The organism is Pullulanibacillus camelliae (genome assembly GCF_014642655.1).
GTDB lineage: Bacteria > Bacillota > Bacilli > Bacillales > Sporolactobacillaceae > Pullulanibacillus > Pullulanibacillus camelliae.
The window spans coordinates 22,996-43,560 of the sequence record NZ_BMIR01000007.1 but is presented as its reverse complement, the minus strand read 5'-3'; the positions used below and the strand labels follow the sequence as shown (position 1 = coordinate 43,560).

At 41.6% G+C, this 20,565-nt stretch carries 18 protein-coding genes and 2 other annotated features; of the genes, 5 read left to right on the top strand and 13 right to left on the bottom strand.

Annotation, left to right across the window (positions count from 1 at the left end):
* Nucleotides 1-139 precede the first annotated feature (139 nt).
* Nucleotides 140-1,498 carry an MATE family efflux transporter gene (locus IEW82_RS08770; RefSeq protein ID WP_188692489.1) on the top strand — a complete coding sequence of 453 codons (1,359 nt, stop codon included), beginning with the start codon at nt 140-142 and terminating at the stop codon, nt 1,496-1,498.
* A 64-nt stretch (nt 1,499-1,562) separates the two neighbouring features.
* On the opposite strand, the gene glsA is transcribed toward IEW82_RS08770, so the two are convergent.
* From glsA to IEW82_RS08745, 5 genes are all read right to left on the bottom strand, one after another.
* Nucleotides 1,563-2,498: a glutaminase A gene (glsA, locus tag IEW82_RS08765; RefSeq protein ID WP_188692488.1), complete on the bottom strand. Its 936-nt coding sequence runs from the start codon at nt 2,496-2,498 to the stop codon at nt 1,563-1,565.
* Nucleotides 2,499-2,698: 200 nt separating this feature from the next.
* Nucleotides 2,699-3,970, bottom strand: coding sequence for a tyrosine--tRNA ligase (gene tyrS / locus IEW82_RS08760; protein WP_308422144.1), 1,272 nt, complete (start codon nt 3,968-3,970; stop codon nt 2,699-2,701).
* 141 nt (nt 3,971-4,111) lie between these two features.
* Nucleotides 4,112-4,347, bottom strand: a binding site (T-box leader).
* Nucleotides 4,348-4,404: 57 nt separating this feature from the next.
* Nucleotides 4,405-4,908 carry a mismatch-specific DNA-glycosylase gene (locus IEW82_RS08755; protein WP_188692482.1) on the bottom strand — a complete coding sequence of 168 codons (504 nt, stop codon included), beginning with the start codon at nt 4,906-4,908 and terminating at the stop codon, nt 4,405-4,407.
* A 25-nt stretch (nt 4,909-4,933) separates the two neighbouring features.
* Complete coding sequence (locus IEW82_RS08750; protein WP_188692479.1) at nt 4,934-5,782, bottom strand: metal ABC transporter permease; 849 nt, start codon at nt 5,780-5,782, stop codon at nt 4,934-4,936.
* A 9-nt stretch (nt 5,783-5,791) separates the two neighbouring features.
* Complete coding sequence (locus tag IEW82_RS08745) at nt 5,792-6,487, bottom strand: metal ABC transporter ATP-binding protein (RefSeq protein ID WP_188692476.1); 696 nt, start codon at nt 6,485-6,487, stop codon at nt 5,792-5,794.
* 185 nt (nt 6,488-6,672) lie between these two features.
* On the opposite strand from IEW82_RS08745, the gene IEW82_RS08740 reads away from it, so the two are divergent.
* Nucleotides 6,673-8,562 (top strand): LTA synthase family protein, encoded by a 1,890-nt coding sequence (locus IEW82_RS08740; protein ID WP_188692474.1) that lies wholly within the window; start codon nt 6,673-6,675, stop codon nt 8,560-8,562.
* Between the two features lie 627 nt (nt 8,563-9,189).
* Here IEW82_RS08740 and IEW82_RS08735 read toward each other — a convergent pair.
* The 5 genes from IEW82_RS08735 to IEW82_RS08715 form a co-directional block, all read right to left on the bottom strand.
* On the bottom strand, nt 9,190-9,441 hold the full coding sequence (locus tag IEW82_RS08735) for a hypothetical protein (protein WP_188692469.1): 252 nt from the start codon (nt 9,439-9,441) through the stop codon (nt 9,190-9,192).
* Nucleotides 9,442-9,559: 118 nt separating this feature from the next.
* Nucleotides 9,560-9,904 (bottom strand): fluoride efflux transporter CrcB, encoded by a 345-nt coding sequence (gene crcB, locus IEW82_RS08730; protein WP_188692465.1) that lies wholly within the window; start codon nt 9,902-9,904, stop codon nt 9,560-9,562.
* Between the two features lie 2 nt (nt 9,905-9,906).
* Complete coding sequence (gene crcB, locus IEW82_RS08725; RefSeq protein WP_188692462.1) at nt 9,907-10,293, bottom strand: fluoride efflux transporter CrcB; 387 nt, start codon at nt 10,291-10,293, stop codon at nt 9,907-9,909.
* 192 nt (nt 10,294-10,485) lie between these two features.
* Nucleotides 10,486-11,604, bottom strand: coding sequence for a stage II sporulation protein P (gene spoIIP / locus IEW82_RS08720; RefSeq protein ID WP_188692459.1), 1,119 nt, complete (start codon nt 11,602-11,604; stop codon nt 10,486-10,488).
* A gap of 287 nt (nt 11,605-11,891) precedes the next feature.
* Entirely contained in the window at nt 11,892-12,746 is an 855-nt protein-coding gene (locus IEW82_RS08715; protein ID WP_188692456.1) for a cytochrome c oxidase assembly protein, read from the bottom strand.
* 259 nt (nt 12,747-13,005) lie between these two features.
* Here IEW82_RS08715 and IEW82_RS08710 point away from each other — a divergent pair, with 259 nt between their 5' ends.
* Nucleotides 13,006-13,410, top strand: coding sequence for a MarR family winged helix-turn-helix transcriptional regulator (locus tag IEW82_RS08710; RefSeq protein WP_188692452.1), 405 nt, complete (start codon nt 13,006-13,008; stop codon nt 13,408-13,410).
* Between the two features lie 22 nt (nt 13,411-13,432).
* Nucleotides 13,433-14,617 carry an MFS transporter gene (locus IEW82_RS08705; protein WP_188692449.1) on the top strand — a complete coding sequence of 395 codons (1,185 nt, stop codon included), beginning with the start codon at nt 13,433-13,435 and terminating at the stop codon, nt 14,615-14,617.
* A gap of 532 nt (nt 14,618-15,149) precedes the next feature.
* Here the strand turns inward: IEW82_RS08705 and IEW82_RS08700 are convergent.
* Nucleotides 15,150-16,694, bottom strand: coding sequence for an ABC-F family ATP-binding cassette domain-containing protein (locus IEW82_RS08700; RefSeq protein ID WP_188692447.1), 1,545 nt, complete (start codon nt 16,692-16,694; stop codon nt 15,150-15,152).
* Between the two features lie 440 nt (nt 16,695-17,134).
* On the opposite strand from IEW82_RS08700, the gene IEW82_RS08695 reads away from it, so the two are divergent.
* Nucleotides 17,135-17,242: a YjcZ family sporulation protein gene (locus IEW82_RS08695; protein ID WP_188692444.1), complete on the top strand. Its 108-nt coding sequence runs from the start codon at nt 17,135-17,137 to the stop codon at nt 17,240-17,242.
* 648 nt (nt 17,243-17,890) lie between these two features.
* On the opposite strand, the gene IEW82_RS08690 is transcribed toward IEW82_RS08695, so the two are convergent.
* Both IEW82_RS08690 and argS read right to left on the bottom strand, forming a co-directional pair.
* A complete protein-coding gene (locus IEW82_RS08690; protein WP_188692440.1) occupies nt 17,891-18,157 on the bottom strand; it encodes a hypothetical protein in 267 nt (88 codons plus the stop codon).
* Between the two features lie 170 nt (nt 18,158-18,327).
* Complete coding sequence (gene argS, locus IEW82_RS08685; protein ID WP_188692800.1) at nt 18,328-20,016, bottom strand: arginine--tRNA ligase; 1,689 nt, start codon at nt 20,014-20,016, stop codon at nt 18,328-18,330.
* An 80-nt stretch (nt 20,017-20,096) separates the two neighbouring features.
* Nucleotides 20,097-20,312 (bottom strand) — a binding site (T-box leader).
* Nucleotides 20,313-20,565: the final 253 nt, after the last annotated feature.

The window sequence follows — 20,565 nt, the reverse complement described above, 5'->3', positions numbered from 1 at the left end:
TATTATAGCATCAAGCGTCTCAGAGTCGAAATATCTAGCTTACTATGCGGTAAAAAATCATCCCAACTATATGTAGAATGACAGAGCCTATGGTATACTTCTATAGGTCTATATTGTCTTGGTCAAAGGAAGGAATCTTATGTATCCAACACATCGCCTATCGGAAAAATTGAAAGTGATTCTCACCTTACTCTTTCCGATTCTTGTCACCCAGATTGGCTTATCCGCCATGAGCTTTTTTGACACACTTATGTCAGGACACGCCGGGACAAATGATCTTGCTGGTGTCGCCATTGGCTCCAGTTTATGGATGCCTGTATATACAGGCTTATCTGGTATATTGATTGCGATCACCACACTCATTTCCAACCATCTTGGTCGTAAAAGGCAGCGAGCAATCCCTTTCACTTTAATGCAAGGAATTTATTTATCCATTGCTATCGCTTTAGCCGTTGTCATCATTGGTGGTGTTGTTTTACAGCCCATCTTAAATGCTATGGAATTGACCGAAGTGGTTCAAAGTATTGCTAAGCGTTATCTTCATGCGCTTGCTATTGGCATTCTTCCTTTATTTGTCTATGGTGTTTTGCGCAATTTCATGGACGCCCATGGTAAAACCACTATTACTATGGTGATCACGCTCTGTTCATTACCCATTAATATTCTTTTTAACTATTTATTCATATTTGGAAAGTTTGGGTTTCCAAGGCTCGGTGGTGTCGGCACGGGTTATGCCACTGCCATTACTTATTGGATCATAGCGTTAATTGCACTTATTGTTATCATCCGTGTGCATCCCTTTGCAAGCTATAAACCTTTTCGACACGTTTATAAAATTTCCTTTAAAGAGTGGAAGGCGCAATTGAAAATTGGTGTCCCCATTGGCTTTGCTATATTTTTTGAGACAAGTATTTTTTCTGCAGTCACCTTGTTTATGAGTCGATATGGTACAGTAACTGTTGCGGCGCATCAGGCCGCTCTAAATTTTGAAGCCTTGCTCTTCATGGTGCCCTTAAGCATTGCTATGGCCTTAACGATAGCAGTCGGCTATGAAAATGGCTCTGGGCGTTATCAGGATGCCAAGACCTATAGTTTTTTAGGTATTGGTCTAGCGATCATCATCGCCTGCGTCTTATCTATCTTTTTATATACTTTTAGAGAGTCGTTTGCTCGCTTGTATACTGAAGATTCTCATGTTCTTCAACTGACCAGCCATTTTCTTATTTACGCTGTGTTTTTTCAACTTTCTGATGCTCTACAGGCCCCCATTCAAGGTGCCCTACGTGGGTATAAAGATGTGAATGTTGCACTCATTCTTACACTCATTGCTTATTGGATCATTGGGCTTCCCCTTGGCTATATCCTGGCAGCTTATACCGGGCTGGGGCCATATGGGTATTGGGTTGGGCTTATTTGCGGACTTGCTCTTGGAGCGATTGGCCTCGCCTTGCGTTTAATCACCTTACAAAAGCAAGAAATGCATCAAAGCATCCATTAACAGCATGATGACAAGCATGATGTCTCCCACTCGGATGACATGCTTGTTCATTTCATCAGTTTTCCTAGGTTAAAAGGTGCAAGTCATAGCTTTTAGAAATAGCCGATAACAAGCTTAAACCAGCAATGCTATTTCCTTTTTTGTTAATAGCGGGACCAATAATGCCAATCCCCATCCGCCCTGGTGCAACGGCCAAAATCCCTCCGCTCACACCACTCTTTGCTGGAATACCTGTGCGGATCGCACTTTCTCCAGATTCATTATACATACCGGCAGTGAACATGATGGTATTCGCGACCCTTATAATATCCTCACTTACTAACGGCTGCCTTTGCCCTGGAATCACTCCTTTATTAGCCAAAAAGGCCCCAATTCTAGAGAGATGACAGCAGGTAACGTTAATAGAACAAAGACGAAAATAAAGATCAAGGGCTTCATCAACATCGGTCTCGATCACCCCGGTACTTTTCATAAAATAGGCCAGCGAGCGGTTACGATCCCCAGTCGCCTTTTCTGAGAAATACACTTTTTCATTAAGAGTAATGGTCGAATCATCGGCAATCTTCTGAATGAAGTTGAGCACCCTTTCAAACCGATGTGCCACGGAGTCTCCCTTAATTAAAGCACTAACCGCAATCGCACCTGAATTAATCATCGGATTCAAAGGAATATGATTCTCCATCGTTTCCAGCTTGCTGATAGAATTGAATGGTTCACCACTAGGCTCCATGCCGACTTTAGAAAAGACGTTATCAAAGCCATTGTCCATAAGTGCCATTATTAAACTGAGGACTTTAGAGATGCTTTGTAGAGAAAAAGCATCCTGACAATGACCTACGGAAAGCGTTTTACCATCAAGCGTCGTGATCGATACCCCTAAGCGTAAAGGATCGGCTCGCTTTAATTCCGGAATGTAGGAAGCAAGCTCCCCCTGCTGTGCGAGCCAACGTTTATCCTCAACTAATCGTTCAAGGTCATAGCGACTGATGTTCTCTGCCATCCAACTCTCCTCCACATCGATTGACTATCCTTAATATGGCACTAAAGAGGCGCGCTCATTCGAGTATCGACATCAGAAACTTGACTTATATGCCAAGCCTCAAGCGGAGAAAGCCAAGGGGCATTTAAAGGGCTTCCACAAAGTTATACATTCTAACGTTACCAAAAGCACATGATGCGCCCATCATGTGCTTTCTTCAATCAATATTGAACCAATGTGTATTTCTTCTTGCCGCGACGAATTAAAAGGTAGTGTCCTTCAATTCGATCCTTTTCGGTCACTCTATAGCTGACATCCGTTTGTCGTTCGCCATTAATGTAAATGGCACCATTTTGGATATCCTCACGTGCCTGCCGTTTTGATGGGGTCACACCTGCAGTCACAATTAAGTCAACAAGGCTCATTTCACCCTTCTCTTCCATCACATACGTAGGCACATCCTTAAAGCCTTGACGAATATCAGCAGCAGATAAGCACTTGATATCACCGCTAAATAGCGCCTCAGTAATTTTGATCGCTTGCTGCAAAGCTTCTGGACCATGAACAAAAGCTGTGAGTTCTTCTGCTAAACGCTTTTGAGCCATGCGTTTTTCTGGAGCCGTTTCAACTTCCTTTTCTAATTCAGCAATTTCCTCTTTTGATAGAAACGTAAAATATTTTATAAAACGAATGACATCACGGTCGTCGGTATTAATCCAGAATTGGTAGAACTCATAAGGTGTCGTTTTTTCTGGGTCGAGCCAGATGCCATTGCCCATTGATTTACCCAATTTTTGACCATCACTATTGGTTATAAGAGGCATGGTCAGACCAAAGGCCTGTTCTTCATGACCAGAGCGACGGATTAATTCAAGACCTGCGGTAATATTGCCCCACTGATCACTGCCGCCGATCTGTAAACGCACGCCTTCTTTTTCAAAAAGATTTAAGTAGTCATAAGCCTGAAGCATCATGTAGCTAAATTCAGTGTAAGAAATACCCGCTTCCATTCGGGAAGTGACAGAATCCTTAGAAAGCATGTAGTTTACTGGGAAGTGCTTGCCAATATCACGTAAGAATGAGATGAGAGTCAACTTCCCGAGCCAGTCATAATTATTGGCCAATAGGGCCTTATTATCACCATCCGTAAAATTAAGGAAGCGTGAGAGCTGCTGTTTTAATTTATTGCCCCAATCCTCGACGATATTCTGTTCATTTAACTGTCGTTCACTAGAGCGTCCACTAGGATCACCGATCAAACCTGTCCCCCCACCTACTAAAGCAATCGGTCGGTGTCCAGCATCTTGAAATCTTTTTAATACGATGATTTGCAAAAGATTACCGACATGTAAGCTATCCGCTGTTGGATCAAAACCACAATATAGCGTGAGTGGCTGCTGTAAAGCGCTATTTAAACCCTCTTTATCGGTTACTTGAAGCAATAATCCTCTGTACTCTAAATCCTGAATTAAATCCACTAAACCTTCCTCCATTCGGTGTCTTAAAAGTTATCTTGTTTACAATGCAACAACCATCCATCTTAGAAAAACCTCGGCTATACCTATTTGCAATGCAGAACCAGGCATTTTAGCGTATAACTATACTTCTTAAGATATAAATAAAAGCGCTCCTCATAAAGGAGCGCTTTATATGCGCGGTACCATCCTTTTTAGATCCGTTAATATTTAATCGGTGTAACGAACCCAACTTCTTTACGTTTAACGATGATTGCTCACCGTCCTTTGCTACTAAAATTCACAAAGGAAGCTCAGAGAGGTAATTTGCAAAGACTTTGTGCACCGACTCGCAGCAACCGTCGGTTTTCTGTGCCAGGGAAAGCTTCACTACTGTTTCTCTTCAACGCTGATACTATTATTTTATGTACTACCTATCATATAAACAAAGTATGAGCTCTGTCAATATCCATTTACAAATTTTTTAATTGACTATAAATCGAGACGATTTCATCTATTTTCATCCGCACAAGTCCACTGGATGAAGGCACAACAAAATCAATCATCCCCTCCACTTGTGAATAGCTTTGTTTTCCCCATGGTGCTGATTTTAAACGTGCAAATTGAAGATAGACACCTTTCCCGACATAGCAGGCACATTTTGGCTGGTAGGTCTTTAGCTTTTCTTTTAGCTTTATTCTGCCTTCTGCATACTCCTGTGGAGTAATCTCATCAGCCGCCTTTGTGGGACGGTCGACGATATTCGTCGACCCATACCCCCATTTTAATAGGTGAGTATCCTCATCTGCAGATAATTGATAAGGCGTAAGACCGGAGCGATAAAGAATGGTCCAAAAGCGATTATTGGGACTGGCGTAATGATGGCCTACCTCCGCTGACCGTAGGCTTGGATTGAATCCAATAAATAATATGGATAGATCCTTGGCAATCACATCTCTGAGTAGCGATGCTGTCATGCTCCCCTCCCCCTTTCGCATAAGTTCAGGTTTGTGTATCCTCATTGATTAGGCGGTCCCGACGTAAACGTTGCTTGGTCCGCAACAGGTCTATCGTCATGACTGTAAAATAAGTGATCCCAGTGAGGAATACAATCGCTGTTCCGGAAGAAATATGAAGGACATAGGAAATGACAACACCCACAAGAACAAAAAATAGATTTAAAACAATCGTCAAGATAATCACGCGATAAAATACTTTTGTTAGCCGTTTAGCAATAGCAGGCGGTGCGGAGTACAAGGCAATGACCAGTAGCATGCCCACAACTTTTATCATCAAAATGGTCGTGAAACCAAGGACAATAAAGAGGAACCATTCAAAAAAACGGACATTGAGACCTTGAACAGAGGCATATTCTTCATCGAAGAGATAGGCTTTAAACGCATGAAAAAGCCCTATGAAAACAAGAATAAGCAAAAGCATTAATCCTAAAAACAACCATAATTGCAAAGTAGATATCGTGAAGATGTTACCAAATAAATATTCCTCAAATTCAACTTGCTTACCAGCAAGATCCATTAAAAAGACACCGATCGCCATACTCACTGCCCAAAATATACCGATCAAAACATCGCTTGTCTCGTTTTGCCTTCTCTGAAAGCGCCCTATCCCTAAGGAAGCAAGCACCGCGACGACGACAGCACCAATCATTGGAGCGAAGTTAAAGAAATAGCCTAGTCCCATCCCACCAATAGCTGAATGGGCAATCCCTCCACTCATCATCACCAATCTTTTTTCCAAGACAATAATGCCGATAATACCACAAATAATACTTGCCATAACGCCGCCGATCAAGGCATGCATTAAAATATGCTGTGTAAATTCGATTTTCATGACGCCCTCCTATATATTCGTTGAAACAAGGAGCTGCGGTGGAAAATCCTTGCCTTTATAAAGAATCCTCTTATTAAAATAAATCATGGTTGACCCATACTGACTGATGGTTTGATCATCATGACTAATCATTACAATGGTCATCTTTTCATTTAACGTTTTCAGGATGTTATAGATTTGTAGTCGTGAAGGTGGATCCAGGCTTGTCGTTGGCTCGTCTAAGACAAGGATTTCAGGATGAGTGGACAACGCTCTCGCAATAAGTACTTTTTGCTTTTGTCCTCCTGAAAGCTCGTCCAAATTTTTATGGGCTAAATGTTCGATATTCAAATCCGCCATCACGCGCTGGGCAATCTCATGATCCTGTGCGCTATACCTGTGAAACCAACGCATTTTTGCAGGCAATCTTCCCATCAGGATCACATCTTTGACCGTAATTGGAAACTTATGATCAAAATAGCTTTGTTGGGGGACGTAACCGATTTTCCCAAAGGAATGCTGGCGATTTTGCCCGTTGATAGTGATCTCTCCTGCTGTTAAGGGAACAAGATCTAACACGGCCTTTATTAACGTCGATTTTCCGCCACCATTAGGCCCCATAATGATTAAAAATTCTCCCTCTTCAACAGCAAGACTCACGTTCTTAACAGCAATATCTGTTTGATATTGTACTGTGACATTTTTTAATTCGAGTGCCAGACTCATGCCTATATCCCTCAATATCTCTAAATGATAATTATTTTGATTTAGCTAACGTTAATTTTAACTGCCTCTATTGAATTTGTAAATAATAATGATTTTGATTTATGCGTTCGACATTTTGTCAACATAACTTGCCCACTTTCGACATATGCTATAGCTGATGTGCTACAGGGAGGTTTTTTTCAGGTATGCAGTACAGCCAATTACAAACGATTAACCCAAAGAATGTGGTATGGCTAACCATTTTCTGCTTTTGGTTAAAGTCATACCTTGCCTTTTTATTTGAATTCCACTTGGATATTGAGAACAATGTGCAAGGCTTTATTTTGCTCATTTCGCCTTTAAGCACTGCTTTTTTCTTTTTTGGATGCGCCCTGCTTTTTAACGGGCGACTTTTTAAGCTCTATACAGGCGCCTTCACTATTTCTTTTACTGTGATTTTATATGCTAATATAATTTATCATCGCTTTTTTAATGATTTTTTAACAGTTCCGGATCTCATGCAATTCAAAAATTTTAGCCAGTTGGGGAATAGCACTCAGGCCTTAATGGCCCCACATGATTTTCTCTATTGGCTCGATACACTTTGCATTCTCTCCACATTATTTATAATGAAAACCAACGACAGGGCGTTTGATAAAAAGATCAATATCAGTTCTATGTTTATTATTGCAGGGTGTTTATTTCTTTTTAATCTATCCCTTGCTGAAGGCCAGAGACCACAGCTCCTCAGCCGCGGCTTTGATCGAGCTAAACTCGTTAAACTATTAGGACTGTATAATTATCATATTTACGACATGATTATGAATATCCGGACCTCTTCTCAAAAGGCCTTTGCCGATGATTCCGATACCATAGAAGTAGAAAACTATGTAAAAGCCAATTATACGCCGCCTAACCCGAATCTTTTCGGCATCGCCAAACATAAAAATGTCATTCTTGTCTCCTTAGAATCCACACAAAACTTTCTTATTCATTATAAACTTCATGGTGAAGAGGTGACGCCCTTTCTCAATCAATTGACAAGCGACACTTTTTATTTCGATCATTTTTATCACAATACCGGACAAGGAAAAACCTCTGATGCAGAATTTCTCATAGACAACGCTTTATATCCTTTGCCCAGAGGAGCAGTCTATACAACGAATGCGCATAATCATTATCAGGCCTTACCGCATATCCTTGACAAAAGTGGCTATACTTCCGTCGTCTTTCATGGCAATCATAAGAGCTTTTGGAATCGAGACATTATGTATGCGACACTAGGTTATGATCACTTTTATTCGGAAAAGGATTTTCACTTGACAGAAAAAAATACCATTAATTACGGCTTAAAGGACAAAGCCTTTTTCAAACAAGCTGTCCCAAAGCTCGCCAGGCTCAAACAGCCTTTTTATGCCAAATTCATCTTACTCTCAAACCATTTTCCATTTTTATTAGATCATGGTGAAGCCTCTCTCAAGAGAGCAGACACTGGTGATGGTGTCGTCAACCGATATTTTCAAACGGCACGCTATCAAGATGAGGCGCTGAGATATTTCTTTCAAAGGCTTAAAGATACTGGCTTGTATGATCAATCCGTTGTGATTTTATACGGTGACCATTATGGCATTTCCGATAATCACAATCCAGCAATGGCAAGCGTATTAGGCGAGGATAAAATCACAGCCTATTCACATTACAAATTGCAAAAGGTTCCTTTATTTATTCATATTCCCAACTTAGATGGCGCTTCATCACACGTCATGCACACCACAGGGGGCGAGGTGGATCTTAGACCGACGATCCTTCATCTTCTTGGCCTATCTACTGACCATCTCATCGGGTTTGGCGCTGATTTATTTTCAAACAAACGCAAAAGCTTTACCGTGCAACGGGATGGCAGTGCGATCTCCGACCGTTATCTTTATGCAGCCAATGTCCATCAATGCTACAAACAGCCCACTGGAGAAAAAGTAGCGATGTCAAATTGCCTAACACTTAAAGAAGCGGCCCATCAAGACCTTATTCTATCAGATCATGTCGTGTACGGAGATTTGCTGCGCTTTTTACGGTCACCATCGTCTGAGAAAAATTAGAAAAACCGAGCTTAAAAGCGTGCCCGCTCCTTGTCCTTAGTATAGGGCATCATCCAATATGAAAGAGGCTTCATTGCCTGGTCAAGTGGATGGGAGCACAAGGCGCGAGACTCCTGCGGGAAGTGGGAGATCAGTAAGCCCCTTCAGGCGCGAGTTATCATGAACGAAACAAGCTCCTCACTTGTCAATTCGTAGGTTAATTTGGCAGAATGTTGATAAATAAAAAAACAAAAATTAAATCAGGGCTGCATTACGAAAGGAGCTTGTTAGAGTTAAAAGGCTTCGAGAGCCAACAAATGAAGTGGAGCAGAAGATGCGAGACTCTAACGGAAGCGGGGCCAGCGTTACTTAACGAATAAACTTCGAGTTGTTTCGAGAAAGCTGACTTCCAAGCCATACGCGTAGACGCAGGAACAGGAGACTTTTAATCATAAATACTTAGGAACACCACTTTTCCATTCCCAAATGAGCTGAGGCCGTACCCGTAGAAAGTGAGCTGCCTGGAGCGGAAGCGGCACGATCCACTCCATTAAAATTTTATTTTCCTCATTAAAGTGAAAAGGAGAGGTGAAGTCCTCTCCTTTTTTACTTTAACGCGTATTTTTGTTGTGTCATTCGCCCGCCATTTTACCAGAAAGCAATCGCTGCTAAGGCAGCAATGCTTGCTAAAGCGATTGGAAAGCCCCAGCCATATCCCCAGTAGTAAAGACCAGGTCCTCCATCGAATCCATCTTGATTCCCAGAAAGCGGTGATAAATAAACATGATTTTGATCAACACGATTAATAATACCGCGATGCACTTGACCGTCGACAGTTCTAATTTCTACGGCACGGTGCATATGTGCTTGACAGAGATCATAAAAACGATTATTAGACACGCATAGCCCTCCTATCCCATGTTGAATGTCACCATAGTATATGAGCAATATAGGACAATGGTATAGGAGAATATAACATGTAAGAAAAAATGTTAAAAATTAGTGATAAAGCTGAATGTTATTGCCCCATCCAATAACCTAGCCAAGCGAGAAATATGCCAAGACCATATGTGATCACAACGTAAAAGGTCAGTGGTCTCCACAGCTTCTTTAAATGAAGGGCTAGATTCTCCACTTTGAATGTTGAGAAGGTTGTAAATGCCCCCATAAATCCTGTGCCCAGCATCATATTGATGTATTTATGCTGATGGCTCCCTGTGAGTAGCCCAAGTAAAAAGGCACCAACTAGATTGACAATTAACGTGCCCCATGGAAAGGCCTCTTTGTTAAACAGCTTGCTAAACCAAAAGCGTGCGATGGCTCCAAAAAAGGCACCTATGATAACGTAAATAGCATATGGCATCTTTATTGACTCACCTCTCTATGCTTGCGTTGTCCCAGCTTGTCCCCCAAAAAGACAAAGCACCAACCGCCAATAAGGCTTACTAAAATATATAAGATGCCTAAAGAAACATGGTGCTTTTGAAACAGCTCAATGGTTTCAACACTAAATGTTGAAAATGTGGTAAAGGAACCAATTAAACCCGTACTAATGCCTATTTTTATATTTGTATGTATTTTTTCGGAACGCTTAATGCTCTGATTAAACCAGCCTAATACCAAACAACCAATTAAATTGCACAAAAGTGTTCCAATTGGAAATGTGGTTCCCTGCCACAGTCCGATATCTGATAGTTCATATCTTAACAATGCACCAATCATCCCAAAGAATCCCACGACAATACTTACCACTTTTCTCCACCTCCAGTAAATAGACTCCTACTCAGGAATCGATCACCTCGTAGGAGTCTCTCGCTCATGGTGGCAGCTTCTGCACAAAGATACTATAAGCAACATGCTACCGCCTTTTTATATTGTCTGTCCATTGATGCTGTGGATTTTTTTATTTTATATGAAACCCATTGACTCGTCAAATACAAACACCTAGACTTTATCAGCCTGTTTGACATATTCACTGATCACATCCGCAAGAGCATTCGCCGTCCGCTTTAATTCTTCTAAGGTATTGTCAACCCCTCCAACTTCAATTAATAAAGCGTGTGGGGATAGATCTTGGTTATATACCCCATTACCTTCAGCTCTCGTTTTTTCAAAAACACCTTTACTTACACCAGGATAGGCCTTTGTTAGCTTATGATGAAGCTCTTGAGCTACCGTCTTGTTCTTTTCAGCATTCGGATTGGCCGCTCCAATGATAAAAGAGACGCGTGCATAGCTCTTGCCATTAATGGTTGTTGTTGTATCCTTCTTACGAGAAGAGTCACGATGAATATCTAAAAATAACTGATAATCTTTTTTACTATCAATCGCTGCTTTGATAAACTTTCGAGAAATGCTGTACGCAGTATTGTAATCCGTGACAATATCTTTATCCTGGACAGCTTCAACGCCATCATTGGCAAGACCATCTATGATGAATTGATCGACAAGATGGACATTTTTGCTCTGATCTTGTGTTGAAGCAAGGTTGGCATTTTTTGCCCCTGTTTCACCTAGAAGCGGAAGATAAGACTCCCAGCTATGCGTATTATAGAAAAACACCTGAGCATGAGTAGCTGTCTGTTTTGGTGGTGGTGTATCCTTCTTTTCATCAGCGTTCTCCTTCTTATCCCCTTTTAATACATAATCGGGTGGAGGAGGCGATTCAATTGGGACATTCGTATAATTAGTCCCTTCACCTGCAATTATGATCTTTGTATCAAAGACAGAAAACCCAGGAAGTTCGTTACCTAACAAACTTCTTTCATCTTTAAAATTAATATTAGTGACCGTTTGTAAAGCCATCTTTGAGAAACTGATCCGCTCATATTCATCGGGAAGCTCTTTGTCATAATATGGGTTTTCCCACCCCATGAGCTCTAGGAAAGTTTCCGCCTTTATACCACCTAAAGCACTATTCATACTATCAATAAATAAAAACCGCTGAACTTGAGTCATCGTGAGAAGTGCAGTACAAATAAATATAAAAACAATAGAGATGGGTATAACGATGATTAATTTTGGGCGGTTAAAATGATTGCGAATGAGTTGAGGTCCTATCATAGAATCTTCCTTTGCTTGCGGCATTTCTATAGTCTATGATTAGTTATACCAATTCATGCCCGCTCTAAACAAAACTTTAATAGAATATCGATGGCAAAGTGTCAAACGATAGGAAAGTGGCTAGGACAGAAGGATTCTGCTCATAGAAAAACCGAACGCATCACAATTTCTAAAGGAAACGTTCGAATTTTCCAGAAAGGCATGAAGCCCTCCGTCAAAACCTTTTCTTTTCATGAGCAGGCCTCCGACACACAATCGGGGTCCCCGAAAAGTGTTCTCGTTCTTTATTAATAGTCTGGTTGTTGCATTAAATCAACATCAGACGTTGGATTAAGATCATTAGCTTGGGGGTCTCTTTCCTTTTTGGCCCATTTATAAATTATAGAAGCTAACACACAAATAAAGACGATCTCCTGCATGATTTTCATCACGACACCGCCAGATTTTTGATCCTGTAACGGCGGTAAAAAATGGAGAACTGTGACTTCACTTGCTGTTTTAATATAGAGAAAATGATCAGCAAACATGATCATCGCACAGGCCGGAGTCAAAATAACGCTAGAAGCAAAAACATAGCCTAGCTTTTGAAAATCCGTCAGCACTCTTGTGTTTTTTTCAGTAGGTGTAAAGACGAGCCACCACATGATAAAAGCAAAAAAGATTAGAACGACATTAGCCATCACCATCATCCATGGATGACTCATTATAAAATTAAAAATCACTGGAACATGATAAAAAGACAATAAAACGTTAAATAAAAGTACTCCTAGAATCGGATTCGTTAAAAAGTGAAGAATGCTGCGAACGCTTTTCTGCTTTAATAGTGGATCAACCATCCAATCATAAAGACCAGATAGAATCAGGGGCGGCATGACAAAATAGGTGATAGACATGCTCAGCATATGCGCTGAGAATAAATAATGATGACCAAATGCGTGAAACGGACTCCCCTCAGCCGCATAGAAGGCAAATAAACCTGCTAAAAAGAAAAAGGCTTTAAGCGACGGAATCCTTCCAAGCTTAGAGCGAACACTATAAAGGTAGAGCCAACCAATGGCAATCAGTATAATGACCATCACAGGATGCCATAGATTAAAAAAACCAAGGGACCAAAACGCATCAGGAGAATTCATACCCTGCATTACAATCACCTCACCGCTTTCAAAATCTTAATACGAAAGCTTTTTATTTTCAGATTAGCATTGTCATCACCCTACAGTCAAACGCTTACTTTTTTGAAATATATAAAAATAGTGAATAAGAAGCATTTGTCACAGGATGTTCAAATTTATAGTCGATTTTATTTTGTTGAGGTAAATAGTTTACATAGGTAAAATAATTTTGTATGATAATTGATGTGATTAAAAGCATTATTATAAAGATCACAATTAGGAGGCGACAATGGCTGAGGTTAATCTTTTTACCTTCATTCGTTTAAATCGCAGCATTAATCGCGAGGTACGCCAAAAGTGGAACTTCTATTTGTCCAGTCCACAGATTCAACTCATAGAATCCTTAGACAGCGATGGACCTAAAACCATGTCACACGCAGCGACAGAGCTCGGCATTTCTGTTGGAGCAATGACGGCGCTCGCTGATCGCATGGTGCGTTCTGGCATCATTGAGCGCCAACGTTCTGCTGATGATCGTCGTGTCATCCATCTCGTGATTACTGACAAAGGGCGGGATTTAATCAAGGATATTTCGATATCACGGTCCACAGTTTTAGAGAAATATTTCGGCAAATTAACTCCAGAAGAAGCAAAAGAAATGATCCGTTTGTGCTCCAAAATGCTAGAAGATTGAAAAATGAATTAGAGGTGATTGAATGAATTCGCATGCTACAAACAATAAGAAGGCCAACCCTTTTCATCAGCCAAAAGCAGCCTATGCTGTTGCTTTTGCATGCGTTGTGGCTTTTATGGGGATTGGCTTAGTTGATCCGATTTTAAAATCCATTGGAGAAGAGCTTCATGCTACCCCTTCTCAAGTTGAACTACTCTTTACGAGTTATATGCTCGTCACTGGTGTAGCTATGTTAATTACTGGTTTTGTTTCAAGCCGAATTGGTCCAAAAGCTACTTTACTTGTTGGGCTACTCTTAATCATTGTTTTTGCCTTTCTTGGAGGTATGTCCAACACTGTTGGCCAAATCGTAGGCTTCAGAGCGGGCTGGGGATTAGGCAATGCGCTCTTTATTTCTACTGCTCTTGCCGCAATTGTAAGTGTGGCAACTGGAGGCTCTGAATCTGCCATTATCTTGTATGAAGCAGCCCTCGGTCTTGGTATGTCCGTCGGTCCATTATTAGGTGGAACGCTCGGATCAATCAGTTGGCGCGGACCTTTCTTCGGAGTGTCCATACTCATGGCCATTGGTTTTATAGCCATTTGGATTCTCTTAAAAGGTGTGCCAAAGCCTAAACAAAAAACATCGATTTTAGACCCCTTTCGTGCGCTCAAGCATGGTGGATTATTAAGCCTTGGTATTACTGCACTCTTATATAATTTTGGCTTCTTTACTTTGCTTGCCTATTCTCCATTCGTCATGGATTTAACAGCAATTGGCACAGGCTATGTCTTTTTCTTTTGGGGTGTACTTTTGGCGATTACCTCCGTATTTGTTGCTCCTAAGCTGCAGGCGCGCTTCGGCCTGCTGAAAACTCTATATGGTATTCTAATCTTATTTGCACTGGATTTGCTCTGCATGGGGTTATTTACAAGCTCACAAAATACAGTCATTTTTCTCATCATTATCGCTGGTGCTTTCTTAGGGGTTAATAACACGCTGATCACAACAGCTGTTATGGAGGTCTCACCTGTAGAACGCGGTGTTGCTTCATCAGCCTATAGCTTTGTTCGTTTTGTTGGCGGCGCCATCGCTCCTTGGCTAGCCGGAAAGCTTTCCGAGGTCTTTAACCTACACGTTCCTTTTTATGTCGGCTGTGCATGCGTTTTAGTCGCCATGATCGCCCTTACTTTTGGCAAACCTTATTTTGAAAAAATGGAATATTAACCCACATATTTATTAAAAGGGGCTGAGATAGAAGTCTTCAGCTCATAGAGAATCCGAACGCATTCATAATTTTGAAGGCATGCGTTCGGATTTTTAAGTGAGTGATGAAGCGCTCTGTCAAACTACTCGCTTTCCTCATGCCCATACGATGTGGGTAGGGGTGGCCATCTGGGGCCCTGAAAAGTGGTTCTTTACTTTTTTTGGGGGGCCTGAGGTGCTCGCTTCGGTGTTATCACATGGATGTGATGATGTTAGCCGAAGTGCCTTGAAAACCATAAAAAACTTAGACTAAGAAACCCCTGTTCCTGCGTCTGTTAGGCTTGCTTTGTCGTCAACAACAACGCGTCGTTTATTCATTCGTGAAGTCACCCTCGCCCCGCTCCCAAAGGAGTCTCCGTATTTTGATTACGCTTTTGTTTTCCTTAGCTCCTTTAAACTCTTAGCGTTCGGTATAAGGGGAATCTCATCCTCCTTATTATATTTCATAACATTCTCTGCATAAATCAGTCTTAGTAGCTCTCCCCACCTTATACTAATTAATCCACGTCTCACTATCCCACACATGTGTGACCCAATCCTCAAAGAAACTGCATTCATGTGATACGAGTAAGATGGTTCCTTTATAAGCCATTAGCGCCTCTTTTAAGGACGCTTTGGCCTTGACGTCAAGGTGATTGGTTGGTTCGTCTAAAATAAGCCAATTGGACGGGGCTAATGTCCAATAACACAAACGCACTTTAGTTTGTTCCCCTCCAGATAAAACAGGAAGCGGTTGGCGTAAATGGCGCTCGCTTAATCCACACCTTGCAAGAGCCGCACGGATAGATTTCTGTTCATATTGCGGAAAGGCTCTCCATATAAATTCAAGAGGTGTTTCATTTGGAAGAAGATGCTCTTGTTCAAAATAAGCTGGGGATACCCTGTCACCAATAGTCACCTGCCCTGCAATCGGGCGCTGCCAACCTAAAAGTGTCTTTAATAAAGTGGTTTTGCCAATCCCATTATGCCCCACAATCGCCACTTTTTGTCCTCGTTCTAATTTAAGATCAAGTTTAGGAAAAAGCGGGCGTTCATACCCAACGGTTAATCCATCGGCTTGACAAACCAGACGAACAGACGCTTCTCTCGTAGGAAAATAAAAACGTGGTTTTGGAACTTGGGTTGGCTTTTCCAGTCGTTCTATTTTTTCTAAGCGCTTTTCTCGAGATTTAGCTTGTCTAGCCGTCGCAGCACGGGCTTTATTCTTGGCAATATATGTTTCCAGCTTCTCGATTTCCTTTTGTTGCCTATTAAAAGCCTCCAGCCATTGTCGCTCTCGTTGTTCACTCTGCTTTAAGAAAGCCGTGTAATTCCCAACATAGCGTGTTAAGCGCTGATGCTCGAGATGATAAATCAAATGAACAACCTCATTCATAAATGCCGTGTCATGTGAGATCAAAATAAAGGCATGCGGATAGGACTTAAGATATCCTGTCAGCCAGTCGATATGTGCCGTATCAAGATAGTTTGTCGGTTCATCTAAAAGCAGTACATCTGGCTGTTCCAGTAACAGCTTTGCTAAGAGAAGCTTTGTCCGCTGGCCGCCGCTCAAATGGGTCACATCGCTATCCATACCTAGAGCCATCAGACCTAATCCATCGGCAACATGATCTACTTTGGCATCAATGGCATAAAAGTCGTGCTGTTCCAGCCATTCCTGAATCCGACCGTATTTATCAAGCAGCACTTCAAGTTCCTCTGCATTTGCCGTCGCCATCCCTTCAGATATTTTGATGCCCTGCTTCTCTATCTGAAAGTGCTCCTGAAATGCCCGCTTTAAAAAGGCACGCAATGTGAGGCCTGGTTTTAAACCGATATGCTGTTGCAGATGTCCAAACCGCACCTTAGAGGCCCATTTAATCGTTCCTTCATCAGGTAAAAGCTCTCCTGTTAATAACTTGATTAACGTGGACTTTCCCGCTCCGTTCGGACCGACTAAACCGACCTTTTCACCGTTTAGTAAACGAAAATTGATATTTTGAAAAACGGTTTTATCTCCGAATGTATGAGATAATCGCTCAACAGTTATTAAACTCATTTATCCTTCACTCCTTGATGCTTTGTTATTGTCGTAACCAACCGCAAGGAGGAAGCCTGACCTGCCTTTTTAGTCATTATCCTCAGGAAGAGGTCCCAAGGCTGAAAAGGCAGTCATTAAAAAAGGCAAAGCCCGCCGACTTTGCCCTTCTCTAAAACATCCGTTAAAGCTGTGAAAGGAAATCGAGACGTTCCGTTGCTTGCAGTTGGTAAGTGCTTAAAAAAGGGCAGACTTCTCCCGTACTCACGCACAAACCATTTGCAAAACAACGGATAATTTCATCGATCCTTTCACCTCTTCTCGTTATATTACTTATTATCATACTATAAATACGAATAAACTGCAAATTTTCCGAAAAAAAAGGAGTAGGCCATCATTGAATAACATTGTTGGTACGACATGCATAAGATAACGTATCACCGATAAGGAGTTGATAAATTATGAGTTATGGAACAGATGGAGTAGGCTTTGGCGGTGGAGCAGGCTTTGCTTTAATCGTCGTCTTATTTATATTGTTGATTATCGTTGGAACGGCATACGTGTATTAATTAAAAATTCAACGCCATTCCTTTTAGGAATGGCTTTTATTCTACCATTATAAAACATCCTTACTAAGATAAACCATTGAAGGAAATAAAGTAGCTTTCGCTATACCGCTTAACTTACGCTTGAGTGCAGCGGCAAAACAAGTAAGTATTTACATAGGCAAATGTGAAAAAAGCTCAAAACCAAAGGCATACGTGTACAAGCTTAGTCCTCATCGTTTTGAAACACCTTTGATGTCATTGGTCAATCTATAGCTAAGAAAAACCGGGCGAAGAGTATACCTGGTCCTTGTCCTTAGTATAGAGCATCATCCAATATGAAAGAGGCTTCATTGCCTGGTCAAGTGGATGGGAACGCAAGGCGCGAGATTCGAAACACTCTAAAATCATGTGTTCCTCGGGCGACACTAACTCATGATGCGGAGACTAGAGTCCTGCGGGAAATGGGAGATCGGTAAGACCTTAGCAGCGCGAAGGTGCGAAAAGGCTTACCACTCCCCCGTGGAAAGCGAGCGCCTGGAGTGGAAATCCGCACTGTACTCATGACCAGAAATTTTATACTTTCCGATCTTTTAAAAAATGGCCAGAGTCCCCCAAAAAACACTGGGGATTCTCTGACCACCTAATGGTCGACTTTTATAGCCTTATAGATTAGTAGAAAAACGGATAGGGCCTAAAAAAAGCAATGTTCCCTAATGCTACCCCAGTTAAGCCGCCTAAAAATCCTCCTGCAAAAGCTCCGAAAGCAAATAGGCCTGGTCCTTGTGGGCCAGGTGCGCCATCAAACGGACGAAGATAGACATGTGTTTGATCAACGGAATGGACAATACCGTGATGGAGAACTCCATCATGGGTACGAATTTCGACAGGATGGTTAATGTGTTTTTGACAATGTGTGTAGTAATATTGTGCAGACATCCTCTTCTCTCCTTTCAGTCATGCTGATTTCAGGTGCTTTAAGTTAGAGGACTAGAGGACATAGTAATAGCTGTCTTACTGCATCATATGCATCACATAAAAAAAATGAAGGGCACGCGTGGAAGGCACATGCCACATTTTAATTCGATGAATTGAAGAATCACTTCTTTTCACATTTCTTCTGGCGCCTGTATGCCGAGTAATCTTAGGCCCTCTTTAATGACAATGGCCGTTGCTTTTGTTAAGGCAATTTTTTGTTCCTGATCTCCTCCCACTAGTATGCGCGTGTGTGCGTAATAGTGGTTAAAACACTGAGCAATTTTATAAATAGACTTTGCAAGAAGTGAAGGGTCACGCCACTCAAAAGCATCTGCGATATGTCCAGGAAAATAAGTGAGCTGTGTGATGAGCTCCCACATTTGATCGGTAACAGTAGCCCCTTCTTTGTAGACAGGCTTAGAGAGCTTGCTCTTTCTTAAAATCGAAAGCGCTCGTGCATGAGTGTATTGCAAATAAGGCCCCGTATTCCCTTCAAACCTCAGCATGTCATCGTAAGAAAACTCCACATCATTTTGACGATGGTGCTTGAGGTCGTGATATATCACTGCCCCAACCCCCACCTGCTCTGCCACACGTTCTTGATCTAATAATTCAGGATTTTTTTCACGAATATTTTGGACTGCCTGTTGGATGATATCTGCTAATACTTGTTCTAAAAACACAACTTTTCCTTGGCGCGTCGACATCTTTTTTCCCTCTTTTAATATCATGCCAAAAGGAATGTGCTCCATCGTCTCTGCCCAGCAGTACCCCATTTTTTTTAATACTTGAATAAGCTGGTTGAAATGCAGAGTTTGCTCATTGCCTGCAACATAAAATGAATAATCAAAATGATAATGCTGCTTTCTGTACAGTGCAGAAGCCAGATCGCGAGTAACGTATAAGGTGGCACCGTCTTTCTTTTTAATCAGGGCCGGTGGGATAGATGCCTCTAAACGAACAACCCGTGCTCCATCAGACTCTTCCAATAGGTCTTTTTCCTGCAATTCAGTGACAACCGGTTCCATTTTATCATTGTAGAAGGCTTCTCCATTCAGTGAATCGAACCTTACACCAAGTAAAGAATAAATGGCATTAAAGGCTTGGATAGACTCCTCTCTAAACCAACGCCACAAGCTTAAAGCTTCCTCATTTCCAGCCTCAAGCTCTTTAAACCAATAACGCCCTTCATCCTCTAATTCTGGAAGCTGAACAGCCTCGGTATGAAAACGCGTATAAAGCTTAAACAATTCAGCTATAGGGGCGCGTTTAACAGCTTCCTCATTTCCCCAACGCTTATAGGCTGCGATCAGCTTTCCAAATTGTGTTCCCCAATCTCCAATATAATTCAAACGAACGGTCTCAAATCCACATTTCTCCGCCAATTGGGCAATGGCATTACCAATTACAGTCGAACGCAGGTGCCCCATGGAAAAAGGTTTAGCAATATTCGGCGAAGAGAGATCTAACACAATGACCTGACCCTCACCAAAATCATGCGCCCCATAATCCTCTTCCTTCTGCAAAATCTCCGTGAGGGTTTCTTGAGCAACGACCTCTCGATTCAGAAAGGCATTAATATAAGGTCCAGCGGCTTGGAAGCTTGTAAAAAGTGGGTCATTCAACTGTACAGCTAAAGTCTTTGCTATCGCTTGTGGGGATCGCTTCCACTCTTTCGCCAATTGAAAGCATGGAAATGCCAGATCACCATGTCCACGATGCTTTGGTACTTCTATAAGCGAAATGATCGCTTCTTTTGATAAAGAGGGCTCAAGTTTCTGTGTTAAAGTCTCTGCATAGCGTTCCGTATAGGTTTTCATCATGACGCCTCCAGTCACGCTGGCAATCAATGTCCAGCAAAGGTTTACCCTTTCTAATCGTGCAAAAAGCCCGCCTCTATAATAGAGACGGGCTGAGTTGTCCGCGGTACCACTCTTATTGTCCAAAAAGACCTGCTTTCAACGCATAACGACGTTAGCCGGCATTATCTACTAAACTGTCTTGTTCAATAATGCATCTCCAAAGTCCGCTTCATTATTTCTTGATCAACAGGCTTCCACCATCCCTGATTCGCTATAGATCGCCAAATAATTACTCTCTTTTTCAACGATATTAAATAGTATTGTCCCTATACTAAGAAAAATCTTTTGTTCTGTCAACAGACGATTTCACCCATTGCTTTCACTCAGCTCAGCCAGACATAATTATAAAATAATCATGCACTTAAGGATGTCCGCAAGTTTCAGGTGGTGAAAGTCGAAAGTTTAAATGGATACGAGCATCCTTAAATAGTGCTAGCAAAGCTTTTATACCTTTTGATTGTACAAAAAGCAGCGATAATTCCCTAACACCACCAAATGACTCCAGAG

Coding starts and splice junctions, on each gene's coding strand:
- IEW82_RS08770 (WP_188692489.1), top strand. CDS start 140: ATGTATCCAACACATCGCCTATCGGAAAAATTGAAAGTGATTCTCACC.
- glsA (WP_188692488.1), bottom strand. CDS start 2,498: ATGGCAGAGAACATCAGTCGCTATGACCTTGAACGATTAGTTGAGGAT.
- tyrS (WP_308422144.1), bottom strand. CDS start 3,970: ATGGAGGAAGGTTTAGTGGATTTAATTCAGGATTTAGAGTACAGAGGA.
- IEW82_RS08755 (WP_188692482.1), bottom strand. CDS start 4,908: ATGACAGCATCGCTACTCAGAGATGTGATTGCCAAGGATCTATCCATA.
- IEW82_RS08750 (WP_188692479.1), bottom strand. CDS start 5,782: ATGAAAATCGAATTTACACAGCATATTTTAATGCATGCCTTGATCGGC.
- IEW82_RS08745 (WP_188692476.1), bottom strand. CDS start 6,487: ATGAGTCTGGCACTCGAATTAAAAAATGTCACAGTACAATATCAAACA.
- IEW82_RS08740 (WP_188692474.1), top strand. CDS start 6,673: ATGCAGTACAGCCAATTACAAACGATTAACCCAAAGAATGTGGTATGG.
- crcB (WP_188692465.1), bottom strand. CDS start 9,904: ATGCCATATGCTATTTACGTTATCATAGGTGCCTTTTTTGGAGCCATC.
- spoIIP (WP_188692459.1), bottom strand. CDS start 11,604: ATGATAGGACCTCAACTCATTCGCAATCATTTTAACCGCCCAAAATTA.
- IEW82_RS08715 (WP_188692456.1), bottom strand. CDS start 12,746: ATGCAGGGTATGAATTCTCCTGATGCGTTTTGGTCCCTTGGTTTTTTT.
- IEW82_RS08710 (WP_188692452.1), top strand. CDS start 13,006: ATGGCTGAGGTTAATCTTTTTACCTTCATTCGTTTAAATCGCAGCATT.
- IEW82_RS08705 (WP_188692449.1), top strand. CDS start 13,433: ATGAATTCGCATGCTACAAACAATAAGAAGGCCAACCCTTTTCATCAG.
- IEW82_RS08700 (WP_188692447.1), bottom strand. CDS start 16,694: ATGAGTTTAATAACTGTTGAGCGATTATCTCATACATTCGGAGATAAA.
- IEW82_RS08695 (WP_188692444.1), top strand. CDS start 17,135: ATGAGTTATGGAACAGATGGAGTAGGCTTTGGCGGTGGAGCAGGCTTT.
- IEW82_RS08690 (WP_188692440.1), bottom strand. CDS start 18,157: ATGTCTGCACAATATTACTACACACATTGTCAAAAACACATTAACCAT.
- argS (WP_188692800.1), bottom strand. CDS start 20,016: ATGAAAACCTATACGGAACGCTATGCAGAGACTTTAACACAGAAACTT.